This window comes from Nostoc sp., from assembly GCF_036917095.1.
Taxonomy (GTDB): Bacteria; Cyanobacteriota; Cyanobacteriia; order Cyanobacteriales; family Nostocaceae; genus Nostoc.
On record NZ_JBALFH010000048.1, the window covers coordinates 19,635 to 37,925 of the forward strand.

Annotated in this window: 11 protein-coding genes; 8 read left to right on the forward strand and 3 right to left on the reverse strand. The window is 42.9% G+C overall.

What is annotated here, in order from left to right; translation table 11 throughout:
- Nucleotide 1 precedes the first annotated feature (1 nt).
- The 6 genes from V7L01_RS29665 (at nt 2) to V7L01_RS29690 (ending at nt 13,894) form a co-directional block, all read left to right on the forward strand.
- A complete protein-coding gene (locus V7L01_RS29665; protein WP_335041308.1) occupies nt 2–6,520 on the forward strand; it encodes a DEAD/DEAH box helicase in 6,519 nt (2,172 codons plus the stop codon).
- On the forward strand, nt 6,520–8,589 hold the full coding sequence (locus V7L01_RS29670) for a UvrD-helicase domain-containing protein (protein WP_335041310.1): 2,070 nt from the start codon (nt 6,520–6,522) through the stop codon (nt 8,587–8,589). The genes V7L01_RS29665 and V7L01_RS29670 overlap by 1 nt, the downstream gene beginning before the upstream one ends.
- Nucleotides 8,590–8,777: 188 nt before the next feature.
- Nucleotides 8,778–10,631, forward strand: a complete 1,854-nt coding sequence (locus V7L01_RS29675) for a GmrSD restriction endonuclease domain-containing protein (RefSeq protein WP_335041312.1) — start codon at nt 8,778–8,780, stop codon at nt 10,629–10,631.
- Between the two features lie 177 nt (nt 10,632–10,808).
- A complete protein-coding gene (locus V7L01_RS29680; RefSeq protein WP_335041313.1) occupies nt 10,809–11,561 on the forward strand; it encodes a CPBP family intramembrane glutamic endopeptidase in 753 nt (250 codons plus the stop codon).
- Nucleotides 11,562–11,637: 76 nt separating this feature from the next.
- On the forward strand, nt 11,638–13,230 hold the full coding sequence (locus tag V7L01_RS29685; protein ID WP_335041315.1) for a DUF4419 domain-containing protein: 1,593 nt from the start codon (nt 11,638–11,640) through the stop codon (nt 13,228–13,230).
- Between the two features lie 100 nt (nt 13,231–13,330).
- A complete protein-coding gene (locus V7L01_RS29690; RefSeq protein WP_335041317.1) occupies nt 13,331–13,894 on the forward strand; it encodes a type IV pilin-like G/H family protein in 564 nt (187 codons plus the stop codon).
- 175 nt (nt 13,895–14,069) lie between these two features.
- Here the strand turns inward: V7L01_RS29690 and V7L01_RS29695 are convergent, their stop codons facing one another.
- On the reverse strand, nt 14,070–15,422 hold the full coding sequence (locus V7L01_RS29695) for a serine/threonine-protein kinase (RefSeq protein ID WP_335041319.1): 1,353 nt from the start codon (nt 15,420–15,422) through the stop codon (nt 14,070–14,072).
- A gap of 79 nt (nt 15,423–15,501) precedes the next feature.
- On the reverse strand, nt 15,502–15,651 hold the full coding sequence (locus tag V7L01_RS29700) for a hypothetical protein (RefSeq protein WP_335041321.1): 150 nt from the start codon (nt 15,649–15,651) through the stop codon (nt 15,502–15,504).
- 306 nt (nt 15,652–15,957) lie between these two features.
- On the opposite strand from V7L01_RS29700, the gene V7L01_RS29705 reads away from it, so the two are divergent.
- A complete protein-coding gene (locus V7L01_RS29705) occupies nt 15,958–16,659 on the forward strand; it encodes a serine/threonine protein kinase (protein ID WP_335041323.1) in 702 nt (233 codons plus the stop codon).
- A 448-nt stretch (nt 16,660–17,107) separates the two neighbouring features.
- On the opposite strand, the gene V7L01_RS29710 is transcribed toward V7L01_RS29705, so the two are convergent.
- Nucleotides 17,108–17,680 (reverse strand): dihydrofolate reductase family protein, encoded by a 573-nt coding sequence (locus tag V7L01_RS29710; protein WP_335041325.1) that lies wholly within the window; start codon nt 17,678–17,680, stop codon nt 17,108–17,110.
- A gap of 306 nt (nt 17,681–17,986) precedes the next feature.
- Here V7L01_RS29710 and V7L01_RS29715 point away from each other — a divergent pair, with 306 nt between their 5' ends.
- A complete protein-coding gene (locus V7L01_RS29715; RefSeq protein ID WP_335041327.1) occupies nt 17,987–18,262 on the forward strand; it encodes an HU family DNA-binding protein in 276 nt (91 codons plus the stop codon).
- The last annotated feature ends 29 nt before the right edge of the window (nt 18,263–18,291 follow it).

An 18,291-nucleotide genomic window follows, 5' to 3' on the forward strand; every position in this document is an offset into this window, starting at 1 on the left:
CATGCTACCAGCCCATATTGCCGAAAACATCCGCCGCCAGGTGCTTTATTACCTGCAATCCACCTTTGATTTTCGCGATCGCTCTGTCAGCCGTGCCTTTGAACAATTCCTCCAAGACCCAGAACGAGGACTGTTTAAAGGCCCGTGGGTACAGTTGCGCCGCCCTTTCCGGTTAGCACCTCAACCTTATAACCCTCCTTTTGACCTCAACGTTCCCTTCCTTCCGTTTCGCCATCAAGCTGTTGCCTGGAGACGGTTGAGTAGTAAAAACCACAAGCCAGAACCCACCCTTGTCACGACTGGCACTGGTTCCGGTAAAACTGAGTGCTTCCTCTACCCCTTACTTGACCACTGTCTCCGAGCCAAACAAGCTAGACAGCCTGGAATTAAAGCAATTGTCCTCTACCCGATGAATGCCCTGGCTGCCGACCAAGAACGCCGCTTCGCCAAATCTATTTGGGACGACCCAGCGCTGAAAAAAGCAGGTGTCCGCGTTGGTACTTACACCGGACGCTACGACCCAGGCGATCCCACCTCTCAAGACTCTGGCACAACTAGCATGGGCAAAGACCACGGCATTACCAACCACGAAGCCCAACTAGAAAACCCGCCAGATATCCTGCTGACTAACTACAAAATGCTGGATTTCTTGCTACTACGACCGCAAGACCAGCAACTTTGGCGTTTCAACCAATCGGACACCCTGCAATATCTTGTCCTTGATGAACTGCATACTTACGATGGCGCACAAGGTGCAGATGTCGCCTGTTTGATTCGACGACTCAAGGAAAGACTGAGTATTCCCAAGGGTAAACTCTGCGTTGTTGGTACTAGTGCCACAATGGATGATCGCGACCGCAGCGATCGCGCTCTTGGTTTAACAATATCAGTGGATGCAGTCGAGACAGGAGGGGATCGCCTAGCTCGGTTTGCCAGTACTTTGTTTGAAGAAGACATTCCCACTGAAGCGGTAATCATCGAGGATCGGCTGACAGTTGAGGAAATTGTCAAACCAGAAGAATACCTAATTTCCCTAGATTTACCAACTTCTGAAGACTGCGAACCGCAAGCAGACGAAGATGCTACAGCCTACACTATCCGCCAAGCCAGGGTTTGGGGCGGCCCAGAATTTGCCGAACCAACAGCAGGTGATGTCTGCGACGGGCTACGCCTACGCGCTACTGCTGTTGAGCGTTGGTCAGTTGCTTTAGGAGATTGGTTAAAAGGTACGCAACTATTCAAGCACCTGCTGGAACTTTTCGATGCTGCTGAACGTTCTTTGGAAGGCCCCCTCACTTGGGCAAAGTTAGTAGAAAGGCTAGCAGCCAAAGATTTTTCCTTCATTGCCGTCCCCAACTTAGAAGACCGGAAGCGGATCATTACCGCCTTCTTTGCCCTTGTTGCCCACGCCAAAGAAATTCGGAGCAAAGGAGCATTTCCCTTAGTCCCGACTCAAGTGCAGCTTTGGGTGCGAGAATTAGCGCGGATTGGTCGAGTTGTGGAAGAACAACCGATTTTTGGTTGGCTAGATGAACCTTCGCCAGAACAAACTTTACTTCCTGCATTCCAGTGTAACGAGTGCGGTGCTTCTGGTTGGATTGGTCTGCAAAATCGCCAGTCCGATACCGCCGTTAATGCCAGAGGCGTTCAAGGTTTTAAGCTGACTAATGATATCAGTGCCATTTACCGGGGCTGGTTTGGTCGCAATGGCAGCCACGACCAACGCATTGTGCTAATTGTCCCAGATAGCGATGGCTCAATCAATTCAGGAGACTTGTTTGGAGCTTGGTATCTCCATCCCTCCAGTCTAGTCCTACGCCAAGGACAGGGGGCCTGTCCTTTAACTAATGACACTCGCCGCTTGCGAGTTGCCTTCAACCAAGATGTGGAAAAACTAGAAAATGGTTCTCTCCGTGGAGTTCAGGCTTGCCCTTGCTGCGGTTCACGGGAGAGCATTTTTATTATTGGTTCGCGTTCAGCTACCCTTTCTAGCGTTATGGTGGATGAGTTATTTGGATCTATGCTCAACAACGATCCAAAACTTCTAGCTTTCACCGATAGTGTTCAGGATGCTTCCCATCGTGCCGGGTTTCTTTCAGCCCGAACTTATAATTTCACCTTTCGCACTGCCCTACAAGGGGTAATTAATGATGCTGGTACAGCAGGTTTGCCCTTAACAGAAGTTGGAAAACGTTTATTAGAGTGGTGGAGTCAGCCTGGAGTTGGCAAACCAGGAACTATGAAAAAAGCGATCGCTGCTTTGTTGCCACCAGATTTACATGATTACCAAGATTACCTTAATTATCGCAACAATCCGAAACTTACAAATCCCCCAACTGCCCTAGCATCTGATATCGAAACACGGCTAACTTGGCAAGCTACCAGCGAGTTTGGAGTCATGCTGCTGCGCGGACGCACGATGGAAGCCAGTGGTTCAGCCTGTATAGCCTGGGATTGGCAGAAAATAGATGAGACTGTGAAGCAAATTAGCGATCGCATCGAGTCTGTAGATACGCAACTGAAAAAGATTAGCGAAGATAACCTGCGTCGCTGGCTACTGGGAATCCTTTACCGTTATCGATTGCGCGGCGCATTGGGACATTCTTACCTAGAGGACTTAGCCCGCAAAAACTACTGGGGTAAAGCTCCCTTTGGACGTTCAATTTTGAGCCGAGAGGTTCATCCGCCAATGAATCGTTATCGACCCAAATTGATGGTAACTGGCAGCGATCGCTCTCATGACTTCATCTTCGGCAACACTTCAGGGAATACACAGCCTTGGCATATCCGTTGGACACATCGGGTATTTAAGCATCCCATGAGTGAAGCAGAGACAGTTGACTTGTTAAAACTGTTATATCAAGCAGCAGAGGCAACAAAACTTTTACTGCGACTGCATACAGATGGTAATAAAGCTTACTACGCTATTAATCCCACAGCCGTAAGTTTAGTACCAAACGGAGTCCGGTTAATTTGCTCGGAAACAGGGCGACAAATAGTCCGCCCAGAACAGGAAGCAATTTTCTGGAATGGCGCTCCTAGCTTAGAATACAGTGCTAGGACAGGTGCGTATCGCCCTGAAGACTTTACTAAACGACAAGTATACTACCAAGACCGGTACCGTAAAGGTGCTTTACGTCGAGTTGTCGCCAACGAACACACAGGACTTTTAGCGACAGAAGAAAGAGAGACCCTAGAGCGTACTTTTTCCAAGAATGAACACGCAGACGATCCAAATGTGCTTACCTGCACCAGCACTCTAGAAATGGGGATTGATATTGGCGATCTATCCAGCACCATGTTATGTTCTATACCACCTACCACAGCTAGTTATCTTCAGCGTATTGGTCGGGCAGGACGGGCAACAGGTACAGCATTAATCGTCTCTGTAATTAAGCATCAACCCCATGACCTTTTCTTTTATGCCCGGCCTGTGGAAATGCTACGCGGTAAAGTTGATGCACCTGGGTGTTGGGTGGATGCTTCGGCTGTATTAGTGCGTCAGTATCTTGCCTACTGTTTTGACTCTGCGGTAAAAACTGGAAATTTATCGGAACTACCCCGGACTGGCACACAACTGATCCGGGATATCGAGAATCTCAAGGGTCATATTCCGCGAATGTTGCAATGGATTGCTCAAAATGAGACGCAATTGCAGGAGTCTTTTTTAGCACGCTTTCTAGATGTGATTCGAGACGATACCAGAACAAGATTTTGTAGCGAGACTATAACTGAACTACTCCAGCAACGGATTCGCAAAGTTGTTAACGAGTTTGACCGTCAGCGACGGGAAATAGACAATGCCCGGAGAAGATTGCAGAATCAAAAGTCTCAGATTGAGGAACATGAGGAAGATGCACTGCGAGAAATTGAGGACGAACTACGTGTCCTGAAAGGGCGACAAAATAGCCTGTCTCGCATCACAACCCTAGAGTTACTAACTGACCACGGACTATTACCAAATTATGCCTTTCCTGAATCCGGTGTGCGCTTTTATGGTTCGGTTTATAATCGCCATCGAGTTAGAGAAAATCCCGTTCCCCCAATTGAAGTTGTCAGACCTGCTGCCACTGCACTACGAGAATTAGCTCCCCACAATCACTTTTATACTCATAAACGCCAGTTTGAGATTCAGCAGATTTCCATTGGTAGTAAAGAGGAACCACTTACCGAAACCTGGGCAATTTGCGGACAATGTGGACACATGCGCCTAACTAGCAACATTAACCAAGAACCAGCCTGTCCACAGTGCGGTCATGACAGTGGCGATGATAGTCAAGCAGATATTGGTCAACACCGTTCTTTCATCAACTTTTCTCGTTCCGAAGCTATCTCGGTGATGGAAGAATATGATAGTCTTTCCAGCGATCGCGCTGATGAACGAGAACACACTATTTACCAGAGGCGACGGAGTTTTGATCTCACCGTTGACGAGCCAACAGGAGCAGTAGGTGAGGAAACCCTACCCTTTGGCATTGAATATCGTGCTGCTGTAGTTTTGCGTGAGGTTAACGTCGGCTATTTTGATGAAGCTGGCACTGTTGCCTTTGGCCCAGAGGGAAACGCCCCTGAGCGTGGCTTTCAAGTTTGTACAGATTGCGGCGTAGTTGCCACACCCGGAAAATTCATCGAGCAGGTAACACACCGCCGCAGTTGTTCTGCTCGTCGGCGACAGGAAAAAACCAAAGCCGAAGGTCGTTCTAGCAATCCTTTTAAAGCAGAATCCGTGTACCTGTATCGAGAGATTCGTTCAGAGGCAATTCGCATACTTGTCCCATCTTGGATTGATGACGACATCCCAACTTTGGAAGCTTGTATATTGCTAGGGTTGCGACTGCGATTTGAAGGCGACCCCAGTCACCTAACTATCTTTCCCCAACGACTACCAGATGGAGCAAAGAATATACAACGCGATTATTTAATCATCTTGGATCGGGTTCCTGGTGGTACAGGCTACCTCAAAACCCTATTTCAAGAAACTGATGCTACTGGAAGGGCTGGGGAAGGCATCATGACAGTGATGCGACGTGCCTTAGATGCTTTGGAAACCTGCCGTTGTGGACGGCTAAGTGAAAAAGAAAGCGATCGCGATACAGATGGTTGCTATCGTTGCATTCGCACTTATGCTCAACAATACAGTGCCACATCCATCAGCCGAGAACGAGGCATCAAGCTGCTAAAGCAATTGATTGCAGCAGGCGATCGCCGCGTGGAACATAAAGCTCTCACCGAAATTCCTGACAATTCCTTACTTGGCAGTGTTTTAGAGCGCAAGTTTGTCTGCAAGCTAGAAGAATGGGTGAATGAACATAATGGCATCTGGGAGAGAACCTTAGTACACGGTAAGGTGGGTTTTCGCTTTAATTTACCCAACGCCAGCCGCACTTGGGAACTAGAGCTACAGCCGCAGTTGGGATTAGCCCAAGGGGTTGCGATCGCCTGTCAACCAGACTTCCTACTTCGATGTGCTGACGACGAGTCCATTAAACCAGTCGCCATCTTCACCGATGGCTTTGAGTTTCATGTGGAAATCAATCGACTAGCCGATGACATGGCGAAGCGGCGAGCTATTCTCGCCTCTGGTCGTTATCACATTTGGAACTTGACCTGGAATGATTTGACAGCAACAAAGTTGGAAGACTTTTTGGTTGTTCCGCAGGCAATAGCAACAAAAGTAGAAATTTTTGCTAATGCAGGCATTAACCAAGGCATACCTTCAGGAAGATTGGCAGTTGGTAATGCTTGGCAACAAATTACAGGTTTTATCCAATGTCCTCAAGCTAGTGGTTGGCGACGTTTAGCGGAGTTTACAGCCGCATTTCCTTTAGAAATACTAGCCGAAAAATATGCTTATGCTGAATCTGCTTTGCGTATTTCCCTCAATGATTGGCGTAATGGTCAGGGTTTCATTGTTCCCGCCAGCATCGATAACGGCGAATGGATCTGCTACGACAAAATTAGTGGTGGGACAGATGTCATTGCCCTTGCAACTATTGCTGATTGCTTAACAAATCGGCGCGATCGCGTTCGAGTAACTGCCCGCTTAGATGACAGTGAAAGTGAGCGATTAGCAACTCAAACCTATCGTCCTCGTTGGCGCAAGTTTCTATCCTGTCTCAACCTGTTGCAGTTTTGTGGGGCGTTTAGTTTCTTCACTACCTCAGAGGTAGAAACTGGTACTGCACCCGATGTACTTCCTGATACGAGCTTTGTAGAAGCAAGTGGTGAATGGGTGCAAGTCCGATCTGAGGTAATTCCGTCGCTGCGATTTGTAGTTGACGAACTGGCAGCATTAGGAGTGCCAGTACCTCAAGCTGCTTATGAAGATGAGGCAGTTGATGAAAACGCCGTAGCAGAGTTGGCATGGTTAGAGGCTCGAATTGCAGTGTTAGGGGGAGACCAAGCCTTGTTAGTTTCTGCTTGGCAAGTAAATGGTTGGGCTGTTGTCACTGCTAATGAAATACAAGCAAAGGGTACTGCTTTTTTGATTGAACTAATTGAAATCAGGAGGAATAATTGATGGCTCACCTAATGATGCACGCCCAAGTGCTGAAACATTTTCACAAACTGCCCAAAAAAGTACAGAAAAAGGTTCCAGAACTGATTGAGAAATTTCAAATTAATCCTTGGGACACAGCAATTGGATTGCATGGGCTGAAAGAATCCATGCTTGATCACAAAGTTCGCGGAGCAGACTTACCAGATGGCTATCGGGCTATTGTAATTGCACCGGAGCAAGGTGATACTTTTCTACTAGTTCATATTGATTCCCATGACCGTTCTTATGCCTGGGCAAAAAACAAGCGTTTTGAAGTACATAAAAGTACTGGGGCATTCCAAATCTTTGACGTTCAAGAAACAACCGAAGCATTGCAAGATGCTTTAACTTCAACACTAACAGTTGATTATCCTCTGCAAAATCTTGCCGATGATGATCTATTCCATGCTGGAGTACCGCATCTGCTTATCCCAGCAGTTCGACAGGTTAAGAGTGACCAAGAGTTGGAAGTACTTAGCGAATATCTACCACCAGAGTGCTATGAGGTTCTCGTGGGGCTTGTAGCTGGTTTATCACTAGACGAAGCCCTAGCCCAAGCATTAGGAACCGATGTAGAAGATGAACAACCTGTCACTATTGTCGGCCCCGGAGATTTCTCACAGCTTACCCAGCGACCAAACCGAGATTTAGTAGTAGTTGAAGGGGAAGAAACTCTCAAGGCAATGCTGGAAGGTGGTTCCTTAGAAGAGTGGCGAATTTTTCTCCATCCCCAACAAAGGAAGATTGTTGAGTGGCGAACCAATGGATCTATGGGTATCACAGGTGCAGCAGGAACTGGTAAGACTGTTGTCTTGATGCACCGTGCTGTTTACCTTGCCAAGCACCTAAACAATCCGAAGGAGCGGATACTGCTCACTACTTTCACAACAAACCTGTCTGTAACTATCAAAAGCTACTTACGCCGTCTCGACCCAATAGCAGCAGAACACATTGAAGTCACTAACTTAAATCAGCTTGCCCGCACTATTTGTTCTCGTAGTGGCTGGAAAGGGCGAATTGCTTCACCTGAAGAACTCAACGACCTTTGGGACGAGGTTTGGGCAGATCCAAGTATAGCTAATTTACCAATGTCAAAAGCAGAACTCCAAAAAGAGTTTGAGCTTGTAATTGATGCTAATGGAGTTGATTCTGAAGAAGGTTATTTAACCACCGTTCGTACAGGGCGGCCTCGGATGGGGAGAAAAGAACGACGTGAGGCATGGCCAATATTTCAGGCTTTCAAGCGTTTATTGCTCAAGCAAAACCTTTTAACTTTTGAAGGTGCAATTCATCAGGCACGATTTGCGGTTGAGCAAGGTAACTTTCCCCCTTTTAGGCACGTCTTAGCAGATGAAGTGCAGGATTTCAGCCTGGAAGCATTAAAATTAATTGCTGCTCTAAGTCAAGTAAATGAGGGTCTTTCAGATCCTCTGTGCGTTGCTGGAGACGGACATCAACGTATTTATCGGGGTAAAGTGCCTTTAAATTTGGCAGGTATATATGTCAAAGGACGTTCCAGACAATTAAAAGTAAATTATCGTACCAGTGAACAAATCCGGCTTTTTGCTCAATCAATCCTTGAAGGCACTGTAATTGACGATTTGGATCTAGGACAAACCACAATTGTAGGCGATCGCTCCGTGTTTACTGGACCAAAACCAGAGATTATGCAGTGCGCGGATGAAAAAGAAGAGGCAAAGCGTATTGCTAGTTGGGCAAAAGAGTTGATTCAAGATGGGTTTGGTTCCCACGAAATCTGCGTAACACCTTATAAACCAGCAATTCGCACAGCACTGGAAGCAGAGGGTATTCCAACTTTTGAACTCAAGCCCAGAGAAGAAGATCCAGGGCCAGAGGAGCCAGGGGTTCGCTTGGGGACAATGAAGCGAATTAAGGGATTGGAATTTCGAGCGATCGCAATGGGCTGTAGCAATGAATCTGATGCAATGAATAATCTCTCAAGAGCAGAACTAGTTGAACGCTGCGAGCGATATGTTGCTGCAACACGGGCAAGGGAACGTCTTCTTGTTTGTGTTAATGCTTCGTTATAAATTTATCATCTAATTCTAATGGCCTACTGGCTATTTCAAGGCAACCCTAAGTATTACCTCATCATAGACGGCATCCGCGATTTTGAGCAGATGCCGTGGCTTATTCTCACTAAGTAATTTTGAACTGATTATTGATATTCGACACTTTTCACGAAGCATTCAAACAAGTTATCAGAAGAAATATCTATATGTCTACATTTGATTCTACTAAAACAAGGCTAGAGACTTTACTGAAAGATATCATCACAGGTGAAATTCAACTACCCGATTTCCAACGGGGGTGGGTTTGGGATGATGAACACATTCGTTCACTGTTAGTCAGTATTGCGCGTTCTTTCCCTGTGGGAGCAATTATGCTGCTTGAGGCTGGTGGTGATGCTAAGTTTAAAGCCCGGACTGTTGAGGGAGTCGATCCAACAAAAGCAACACCTAATAAGTTAAAAAAGCTGATTCTTGATGGGCAACAGAGGCTTACTTCATTAACGCAAGTGTTGATATTTAAAGAACCTGTACAAACTCGTGATCACAAGAAAAAATTATTGCAACGTTATTATTACATTGATATCGAAATGGCTCTATTAGGGCAAGAATATTATGAAAGTGCAATAATTAGCATTGATGCAGATCGTATTCAACGAGAAAACTTTGGACGTGATATCAAACTCGACCTGAGTACGCCAGAAAAAGAATATGAAAATTTCTTCTTCCCTTGCAATCAAATTCTCAACTCGGATAACTGGGAAGAAGGATTAAATAATTATGACTCAAATCATGGCTCAAATAAATTTAGTCGTTATATGAAATTTCGTACCCAAGTCATTAAGGAGTTTCGCTTTTATGACTTGCCAATCATCGAACTCAACCGTGACAATAAAAAGGAAGCTGTTTGTCTTGTCTTTGAGAAAGTAAATACTGGTGGTGTTAACCTCTCGGTTTTTGAACTTTTAACTGCAACCTATGCTGTTGATAATATCAACTTGCGGGATGAATGGTTTGGTAATATTCAAGAAGGAATTGAAGGGATTCAACCGTACCTCAGAAAACAACGTTTATTACATGAAGTTGAACCGACAGAGTTTTTCCAGGGATTAACGCTACTGTACACTTTGGAAAAACGACGAGAAGACTTAAAAGCAGGTAAAACTGGCAAGCAAATAACAGGCGTGACTGCCAAGCGCGAAGCTGTTCTATCTTTAACTGTAGATGCTTTCCAAAAATGGAAACAGCCTCTTATGCAAGGTTACTGGAAAGCAGCTAAATTCTTACGACAGCAATCGTTTTTCTCAACTAGCGATTTACCTTACCGCACTCAACTTATTCCTCTTGCCGCAGTCATGGCGTTGCTTGGCGATCGCTGGCTGGAACCGAAGATTCATGAAAAAATCGCCCGTTGGTTCTGGTGCGGTATCCTTGGCGAATTGTACGGCGGGGCAGTTGAAACTCGCATGGCTTTGGATATTCAAGAGCTTATCGACTGGATTGAGGACGCTAAGGAAGAACCTGCAACTGTTCGGGATGCTAATTTTCAACCTGCACGTTTAGGGACTTTGCGTTCCCGAACTAGTGCTGCATATAAGGGTATTAATACCTTGATTCAACGTGAAGGTTCTCAAGATTTCTTTTGGAAGTCCACTATTCGGGATTTGGATGAAACCGATTGGGAAGGACGCAGACTAGATATTCATCACATTTTCCCAAAAAGTTGGTGTGACAAGCAGGGTATTCCTGCATCTCGCTATAACTCTATTCTCAACAAAACTCCAATATCCTTTAAGGCAAATCGGATGATTGGCGGTAAAGCTCCAAGTGAATATCTGGTTCAACTTCAAAAGCATGACAGTGTTCAGCTAGACGATGCAGGTATGAATGCAATTCTGGCAACTCATCAAATCGACGCAATAACACTACGAAAGGATGACTTTGAGGGTTTCATGGCATCGCGTCAACGGATGATACTTGCCAAAATTGAAGCTGCTATGGGCAAGCCTGTATTGGCTGTGGATGATTCAGCATTCAATGATGTGACAGATGAAGACGAGTAATTAATTAACTTAGCAAAATGACCTACTCCTTATTCCAAGGCAGCCCCAAATACTACCGCATCATCGACACATATATATCTGCGACTTTGAGCAGATGCTAAGGCTTGCAACTCGTTATGCGAAAGACATGGTTGCCGTGATGGATTTAAACTGGCTTGAACCCACTAAAAGATAATTGTGAAAACTGAATTACCTCCATTTAGTAATTGTGTTCTATTCTTTGTACTTTTCTTAAGTATGATGTATTTATATAGCAGTATATCTCAAAGAAAACTAATTAAAAAGCAACGAAAAGTAGAAAGACCAAAATCTAGTTTTGGTTTTTATATTTTATGGAATCAGATTTCGTTAATTTCCTTTTTTTCCATAACTTATATTCTAGGATGGAATGCACCATCAGTTGGTTTAAAATTTGAGATATTACCAGTGGCTTCCTTAATAATTGGCTTAATTTGCTATTGTATATTTGTGTTGATTGTAAATAAAATTTTAAATCTTTTGAGAGTCAGGCAAATTGTAGAAGATGATGCTTATCTCGTTTCTGTAAGGCTCATACCACGGCAAAAGCTTCAGAGAATTTTATTTTTGATTGCTGTATGTATATTAAATCCAATAACAGAAGAGTTGATATTTCGAGGAGTACTAGTACATCAATTAGGTATATATATAAATAATTATTACTTGGCAATTTCTCTGGGTTTATTTGTAACTGTTGGAAATCATATATATCAAGGACGACTACATATTATTACGCATATTATTTTTTATATTTTTACTGTAACATTGCTTTATTCAGATGTAGGGCTTGTTGGGTCTATAGGTTTTCACTTGGCAGGAGATATTTACCCGTTCATGCGGCTTAAATATGAGGCTAATAACTATAAAAAGCGAAGAAGGGAGAAAGGCAGGGCTAAATATGTTTCCAATTAGAATATCAGACACTCTCTTTATACAATATCGCTTTATACAATATCGCTAACTTATAAAATATAACCAGAACTAGCTCATGACAGTACTTGCACCTATTTTGGAACAAACTGTAGGAAAGATTCGCTTTTGTGTTGATGATGTAAAAAACGCTCAGAAACCTTTACCTACTGAAAATGCCAAATTTCAGTTAGAGAAGCGTTTCCAAGAACAAGTGCTGGCATTCAGCCATAATGATACGTTGGAGGTAATTCAAGACAAAGGTATTCATTCGCTGGCATTTGCTGTTCATGCTGCTTTTAGCGAACATCGCCCGTTATTATTAACACCTGACATCATTTGGATAACGTTAGCTCAAGGATTTGCTCAACATATCAACAATAATGCAGAAACTTTGCGTTCGCGTTTTGTTCGTCACCAAGGCAAGCAAGAACTGGTAGTTAAGGCTTTACAAATCCCCCAACAAACCCAGCACTGGAGTGAGGCAGTTCAAAACTGGGCATTGCTTATCCGCGACCATGTAGGGTCTGACCTGTATCGATTGATAGAGTGTAACTTCAGTACTACAACACCCATCACTCGCACAGCCAGTCATGTCGTGATGATGAATAGCTTCCAAAAGTATTTTGACTACGCAATGTATTGCATTTGCGGTATTCCTGAGATTACGCTGCTGGGTACTGTAGAAGATTGGCAAAGTATTTGCGCTCGCATCCAAATCATGGCTGAGTATGACTTGGATTGGTGGACAGATCGGTTAATGCCAATTTGCCGAGAATTTGTGGAAACAGCTTCAGGTAGACCATCGCTCTTGTTTTGGCGCAGCATCTACAAGCCTAAAGCTGTTTATGGCGGTGAACTAATTACTGGCTGGTTGAGTGATTTATTTCCTTATATTAAACATTCAGTAACTAAAGCTCCCTCACTCAGAAATCCCGTTTTGGAAATAGATCGCTGCTCCTTGCCTAATGGATCATCCTCCGAACAAACATTCAGCCACGAAACTCGCGGTATTAGTGCTGATAGCTTGCCTTTAGGAATCTCTCAAGCTCCATTTCGTCTTCAAATGGCAGGCGAGAAAGAATATTCTTTAGAACTACTCGCTGGTTTCATTGGCGTTCGTCAAGATTCTCAATCGCAAACTTTACAACCTGAAATTGGTTGGGCAGTGCGCGAATGTAACAATGATTTTGCACAGTTACTCGACGAAGTTCAACAGCAGCACCTGACACAACCGCCGATTAACTGGTCTGACTTTCGCAGCTATGGTGAGGGAGTTGGCAAAGAACATATCGAAATGCTAGAGCGATTCGATGGTGCGACACTTTACCCTAATAGTAGTCATTTTTGGCAAATTCCTCAATATAATTTTCATAAAATTTACGAAATTTCTCAACCAAAATCTTTTACTTGTTATGCAACTCATCTGATGGATCTTGAAGATGGTCGTTGTATTGCTTACTTCTTTAATGCTGACAAGCGCGAATGTTGCATACTTTTGGGTCAGCTGATTTTAGAGAGCAATCAGCTTTCAGATCCTGTAATTATTGCTAATAGCATTCCAGAACTTTTTAAGCGCATATTTCAAGCTCAGGGGCAGTACTACTTTGACGATGCTAACTTTGAGGTTGTCAAATTTAAATATGAATTACTGCTTTGCTCGGAAGACTAGAGTTACTAAAAGATAAGCTGCTGTACATTTTATGTAAATTAGACAATTATTATATTTACTGCCATGCCAGCTACCAATGAAGGGTAGAATGCGGCTATTTATGAAATATCCACTATTAGTTTTAAATTTGTATATGTCTGATGTAAATAAGCCAAGTAACCATAGTAACAATATCTTTAAAAAAATCTTGTTAATTATTGGAACTGGAGGATTATTACTTGGGATTCCGATTATGTTTATTCGAGTTCCACCAAGCTGTGGCTGTGGTGATAGCAGTAAAGCTACAATTGGAAGATTTATTAAGGCACAACAAGCATATTTCTCGGAGAAATCAGCTTTTGCTCAATCATATAGGTTGTTAGAGCTTGGAGATGGAGATGCGCCAACAGCTACAAGCCGCTATCGATATACCGTAGACATGAGTAAGGATAAGTCATTTATATATGCAACTCCGATAAAAGAATTCCCAACTGATGTATTTCAATTAGGGCTGACTAAACAGGGCTTCAACAGCCTGATAGGTGCAGTTGCTTACGAGCAAAAAAATAAAACTACTATTTCAATAATGTGCCGCTCCGAGAAACAGACTTTAGCTTATCCTCCCCGACCTACTTTTAAACAAGGTAGTTTTAGCTGCCCTATCGGTTTTGAAAGTATCAAATAAAACAGTATGCAAACATTTAATGGCGTTTTTAGGAGGATTTATCGGAGTCATAATAATGCCCCTATATTGATGATACTTACCAAAATTGAAGCTGCTATGGGCAAGCCTGTATGCCGCAGATAAGACATGGCGTTTCTTGCTCGGTTTTCGGCAGTGTCAAATTCAAACAATCTCACTAACTAATACTACAAGCTGCTAGTTTTACAGCTAAAGCATTGGGGTATCGCCACGGTTGAGAACCACCAATCCAAATACGTGAGGGTAAATGACCGATTGGTGCTTTGAGACTAAAATCAAATTCCGAGTTGGCAGAAGTATAATTGTATATATACCAACCAACTTGATGACAAAAAATACCATAATCTCCATTGACGTTTTTGTAAATAAGTGTTTGTACACTAAAACCAAAGCGTCCATGACTGGAATTCACCCATAAATGGTCAATAGTCTGCAAATCTGGACAGGGAATTTTTTCAAGATCACTACTAAATATATAACTACCTCTAGGCTTTGCTAGCGCTTGAGACATCAGTTCCCAAGTTTCTCGATCTGCTGATTGCCATTTTCCTTTTGCTAATAAACCACGCAAATGTGTGTAATCAATAGTACTTACTGTCTGATAATTAGAAATATTTAGCAATTTCTTAGGTTGTTGCTCTAGTGTATGCAACACTTCTGTTGCAGATTGGAAGCGTTGAGAAACGGCATTTTGTAAAAGTTTATCTAAGATTTCACAGAGGTGAACACTAACAGTATTGTTTGCTGGTAAATGTTTTTTCCATACCCAGCAATCGTTACTAATATCGAACAAATCAAAGGGAGAAACATTGGTGAGTAAGTAAATACATGTTACACCCAAACTGTAAAGATCGCTAGCTGGTAATGCCTTTCCTCGCATTTGTTCGGGAGCAATATATTCTGGACTACCTACTATTGTGCCTGTACGAAGTTGCCTCGTATTAGTGGCAAGTTTAGCAACTCCAAAATCTATTAAAACTAAGTCTCCTCGAACCGAACGACGCATAATATTTTCCGGTTTAATATCTCGATGGATTACTTGTCTGGAATGGACAAATTGGAGTGTGAGCAATAAACTTTTTAATATTTCCCAAATTTGCGGTTCTGGAAGAACACCTTGTTGTTGTAATTCCTGGGCGAGTGTTTGTCCATCTACTAATTCTTCGACGATATAAAACTTTTTGTTTTGTTCAAATTGCGCTAGTAATTTTGGTATTTGAGAGTGTTTTAATTCATTAAGATGAAGTGCTTCCTCGTGAAATAATTTGACTGCTTTGTGCCAAATCTCAGTGTTTTCCTCTTGAAAACATAGCTGTTTGATTGCACATTTGGGTTGTTCTGGAAGATGTTCATCAATAGCTAAAAACGTTCTCCCAAAGCCACCGTGTCCAATGACAGCGAGTGGGCGATATCGCTGTTTGAGTAACAATTCCTGACCACAACTATTACAAAAACGAGAGATTTCAGAATTTTGCGGACGTAGGCAATCAATATTAGTACAGTAGCTCATACTATAAGAGTTCTATTTGTTGCAATTAATATATATAAAGTATTCCCATACAAACGCCCCTCTCACTAAAAAAGATGACCTACTGGCTATTTCTTGGCAACCCCAGGCATCCGCAACTTTGAGCTAATGCCTTGGCAGACTTTTCTTTGGCTTGATCGCTCAACGGTTGACCTGGGATTTTACCCTTTTTCACTTCAAGGGCATCAATACCACAAAGCTCAACTGACATTTGGCTTCCATCGGTTTGATGAACTGTAATGCTCTCCCCATCTGCCAATTGGGTAGCTATTCATTCTTCAGTAAGCACAATCGATGGCTGGTTAGTTCTTTGGAAAATCAAGATAGTGGTGATGATAACTCCAGGGATCGCAGTTAAGATTATGGGAGTTCTCTGCAATGGATTCATGTTGCTAACTCTGTTGTTGCAATATAGGGATTGCCATTTCAAAATTAAGCTCAATTCCAACTGTTGCCGTAATAGTTGAGATAAATTGAGTAGTTTATCTTGTCCTTTGGTGTCAGAAACTTATCCGGTATGGACAAATTGCTTCCAGAACAGCTGGTCAAAAGCATTTATCAGGAACTACTGCCTAGATTACAAATTGAAAGTGTCAATCCCCGTAATCCCATTCAGGTAAGCTATCTTCCACAACCCTGGCAGCTGCTTGGCAAAGGAAATTATGCCGCAGTAGTTTATCATCCCGATTACCCTGAGTGTGTAGTTAAAATTTATGCCCCAGGACGACTAGGCTTTGAAGAGGAAGTAGAAGTCTACCGTCGTCTAGGTTCTCATCCGGCATTTTCTGAGTGTTTGTACGCCAAAGATAACTTTCTAATTTTGAAACGGCTTTATGGAACAACTTTGTACGATTGTATGCACTTAGGTTTACCAATTCCTCAACAGGTAATACGGGATATCGATAAAGCTTTGGACTATGCTAGAAGTCGCGGACTCCACCCTCATGATGTCCACGGTCGTAATGTGATGATGCATCAGGGTAGAGGGTTAGTTGTAGACATTTCAGATTTTCTGCATCCAGAAGCCTGTTCAAAATGGAATCACTTAAAAAAAGCTTATTATTGGTTATATCGTCCTGTGTTGCGCCCACTTCGATTGCGTGTGCCATACTCGGCCTTAAATATGCTCCGCAAAAGTTACCGTCTGGCAACTTCTTTCAAAATTTCCTGTTGTCAACTAGTCCTAAGATTAACTCGTTTTAAATATTTAAAACTTTAGGCTAATTTAGCCTTGTAACATTAAGTATTTCTGTGCCCAAAAGTGAAAAGGAAATTGTATTGCACCCCTTGCTATTGCTTTAATTTTCAGCTTACTCACTGGTGGCTACTTATCAGCTAATCATACGAAAACAGTTGAACATTGTTACAATCTCTACATTTACGCGCCCGTAGCTTTTCGCCTTCCCCCCACCCAGCGCCATCAGCACGGAAATACACCCACTGACTTACTGATTCTCCAACGGTACGACCCCAAACAAAATTTTGTGAGCCGCAGATCGGACATGGCGTTTCTTGTGGGCTAAGGTTTTTGTGATTCGGTTGGTTGTTCATGAGCTTCCCCCGATAAATTCTCAGTGCAACAGCTATTGGGCCAAAGTGCGATCAATTAATATTGTCTCCGGTTTATTCATAGTAAGTACAGTCATCTAATACCCTTCACCTCATATTTAGTCACGTTTTGGTTCGTAATTGAGAACAACAATCCCACAGTCAAACGATGTAGCTTTTACTAATGTCAGATATTGTTTGCTGTCAAGTTCTTTAAAAATTGTCATTCCGTCACCAATTGCAATTGGATTAATGAATAAATGAAATTCGTCAATCAATCCTTGTTTGATTAGAGCCGATACAAAGGTCGCACCACCATAAGCGATGATGTCTTTACCGTCTTGTTTTTTTAATTTAGTGATTTCGTCAACAAGGTTGCCTTTTGCTAAAACGGTATTGTTCCATTCTGATTTATCAAGCGTTTTGCTAAAAACAACTTTGTGTGTGTCCGTAAATTTGTTACCAGATGTAAACTCCGGGTCATCAGGATTTGCAGCCACGCTACCCCAGTAAGGAATGAACCCTTCGGCAAGTTTTCGTCCAAGAATAATGCAGTCAACAGGTTCAGTTATATCTTTGACATATTGTTTTAATTCGTCGTCCCAATTCCACGCCATAAATTCCATTTCGCCATTAAGTCCGGCAATGTATCCGTCAAGGGTCATTTGTATTTGAAGTTTTAATTTTCTCATTGTCGTATTCTCCTTTGTGATGAGTTAGGTTTATTTTCAGCCCCTCCTATAGTACATGAGTACTGTATAAATATCCTATCTCTTGTGGCCGAATATGAAGATGGGTTTACCTAATCGAAAATGAAACTGTTACACCAATTAGACGGTTTTGGAGCAAAATAGCGATTATCTATCGCGCCAAATCGATACAGCAGTAGCCGTGCATTGTTAATTTTCGTATGTTGCTAGAAATTATTCCTTTTCCCCTTTGCTAATAAAAGCTAGTAATGCTAGATTTCCGTTACTGGCAATTCTTCAGGGTGATTTATGAACAAAGGTGAACTAGTGGATGCTGTAGCAGCCAAAGCCAACGTCACAAAAAAGCAAGCTGATGAAGTCATCAGTGCTTTTTTGTCAGTTGTTACTGAGGCTGTAGCCAATGGTGAAAAGGTAACGCTGATTGGGTTTGGGTCATTCGAGCGGCGCGATCGCTCCGAACGTGAGGGGCGTAATCCGAAAACCAATGAGCCAATGACCATTCCAGCGACCCAAGTGCCTGCGTTTTCTGCTGGGAAGCAGTTTAAAGAAAAAGTTGCACCCTAATCAATACAAATGTATTTACTTTACTACTG

What these genes read in the sequence shown, in the direction of transcription:
- V7L01_RS29705 (WP_335041323.1), top strand. Translation starts at nt 15,958, where the DNA reads ATGGACAAATTGCTTCCAGAACAGCTGGTCAAAAGCATTTATCAGGAA.
- V7L01_RS29715 (WP_335041327.1), top strand. Translation starts at nt 17,987, where the DNA reads ATGAACAAAGGTGAACTAGTGGATGCTGTAGCAGCCAAAGCCAACGTC.
- V7L01_RS29690 (WP_335041317.1), top strand. Translation starts at nt 13,331, where the DNA reads ATGAAATATCCACTATTAGTTTTAAATTTGTATATGTCTGATGTAAAT.
- V7L01_RS29670 (WP_335041310.1), top strand. Translation starts at nt 6,520, where the DNA reads ATGGCTCACCTAATGATGCACGCCCAAGTGCTGAAACATTTTCACAAA.
- V7L01_RS29665 (WP_335041308.1), top strand. Translation starts at nt 2, where the DNA reads ATGCTACCAGCCCATATTGCCGAAAACATCCGCCGCCAGGTGCTTTAT.
- V7L01_RS29710 (WP_335041325.1), bottom strand. Translation starts at nt 17,680, where the DNA reads ATGAGAAAATTAAAACTTCAAATACAAATGACCCTTGACGGATACATT.
- V7L01_RS29700 (WP_335041321.1), bottom strand. Translation starts at nt 15,651, where the DNA reads ATGTCAGTTGAGCTTTGTGGTATTGATGCCCTTGAAGTGAAAAAGGGT.
- V7L01_RS29685 (WP_335041315.1), top strand. Translation starts at nt 11,638, where the DNA reads ATGACAGTACTTGCACCTATTTTGGAACAAACTGTAGGAAAGATTCGC.
- V7L01_RS29695 (WP_335041319.1), bottom strand. Translation starts at nt 15,422, where the DNA reads ATGAGCTACTGTACTAATATTGATTGCCTACGTCCGCAAAATTCTGAA.
- V7L01_RS29675 (WP_335041312.1), top strand. Translation starts at nt 8,778, where the DNA reads ATGTCTACATTTGATTCTACTAAAACAAGGCTAGAGACTTTACTGAAA.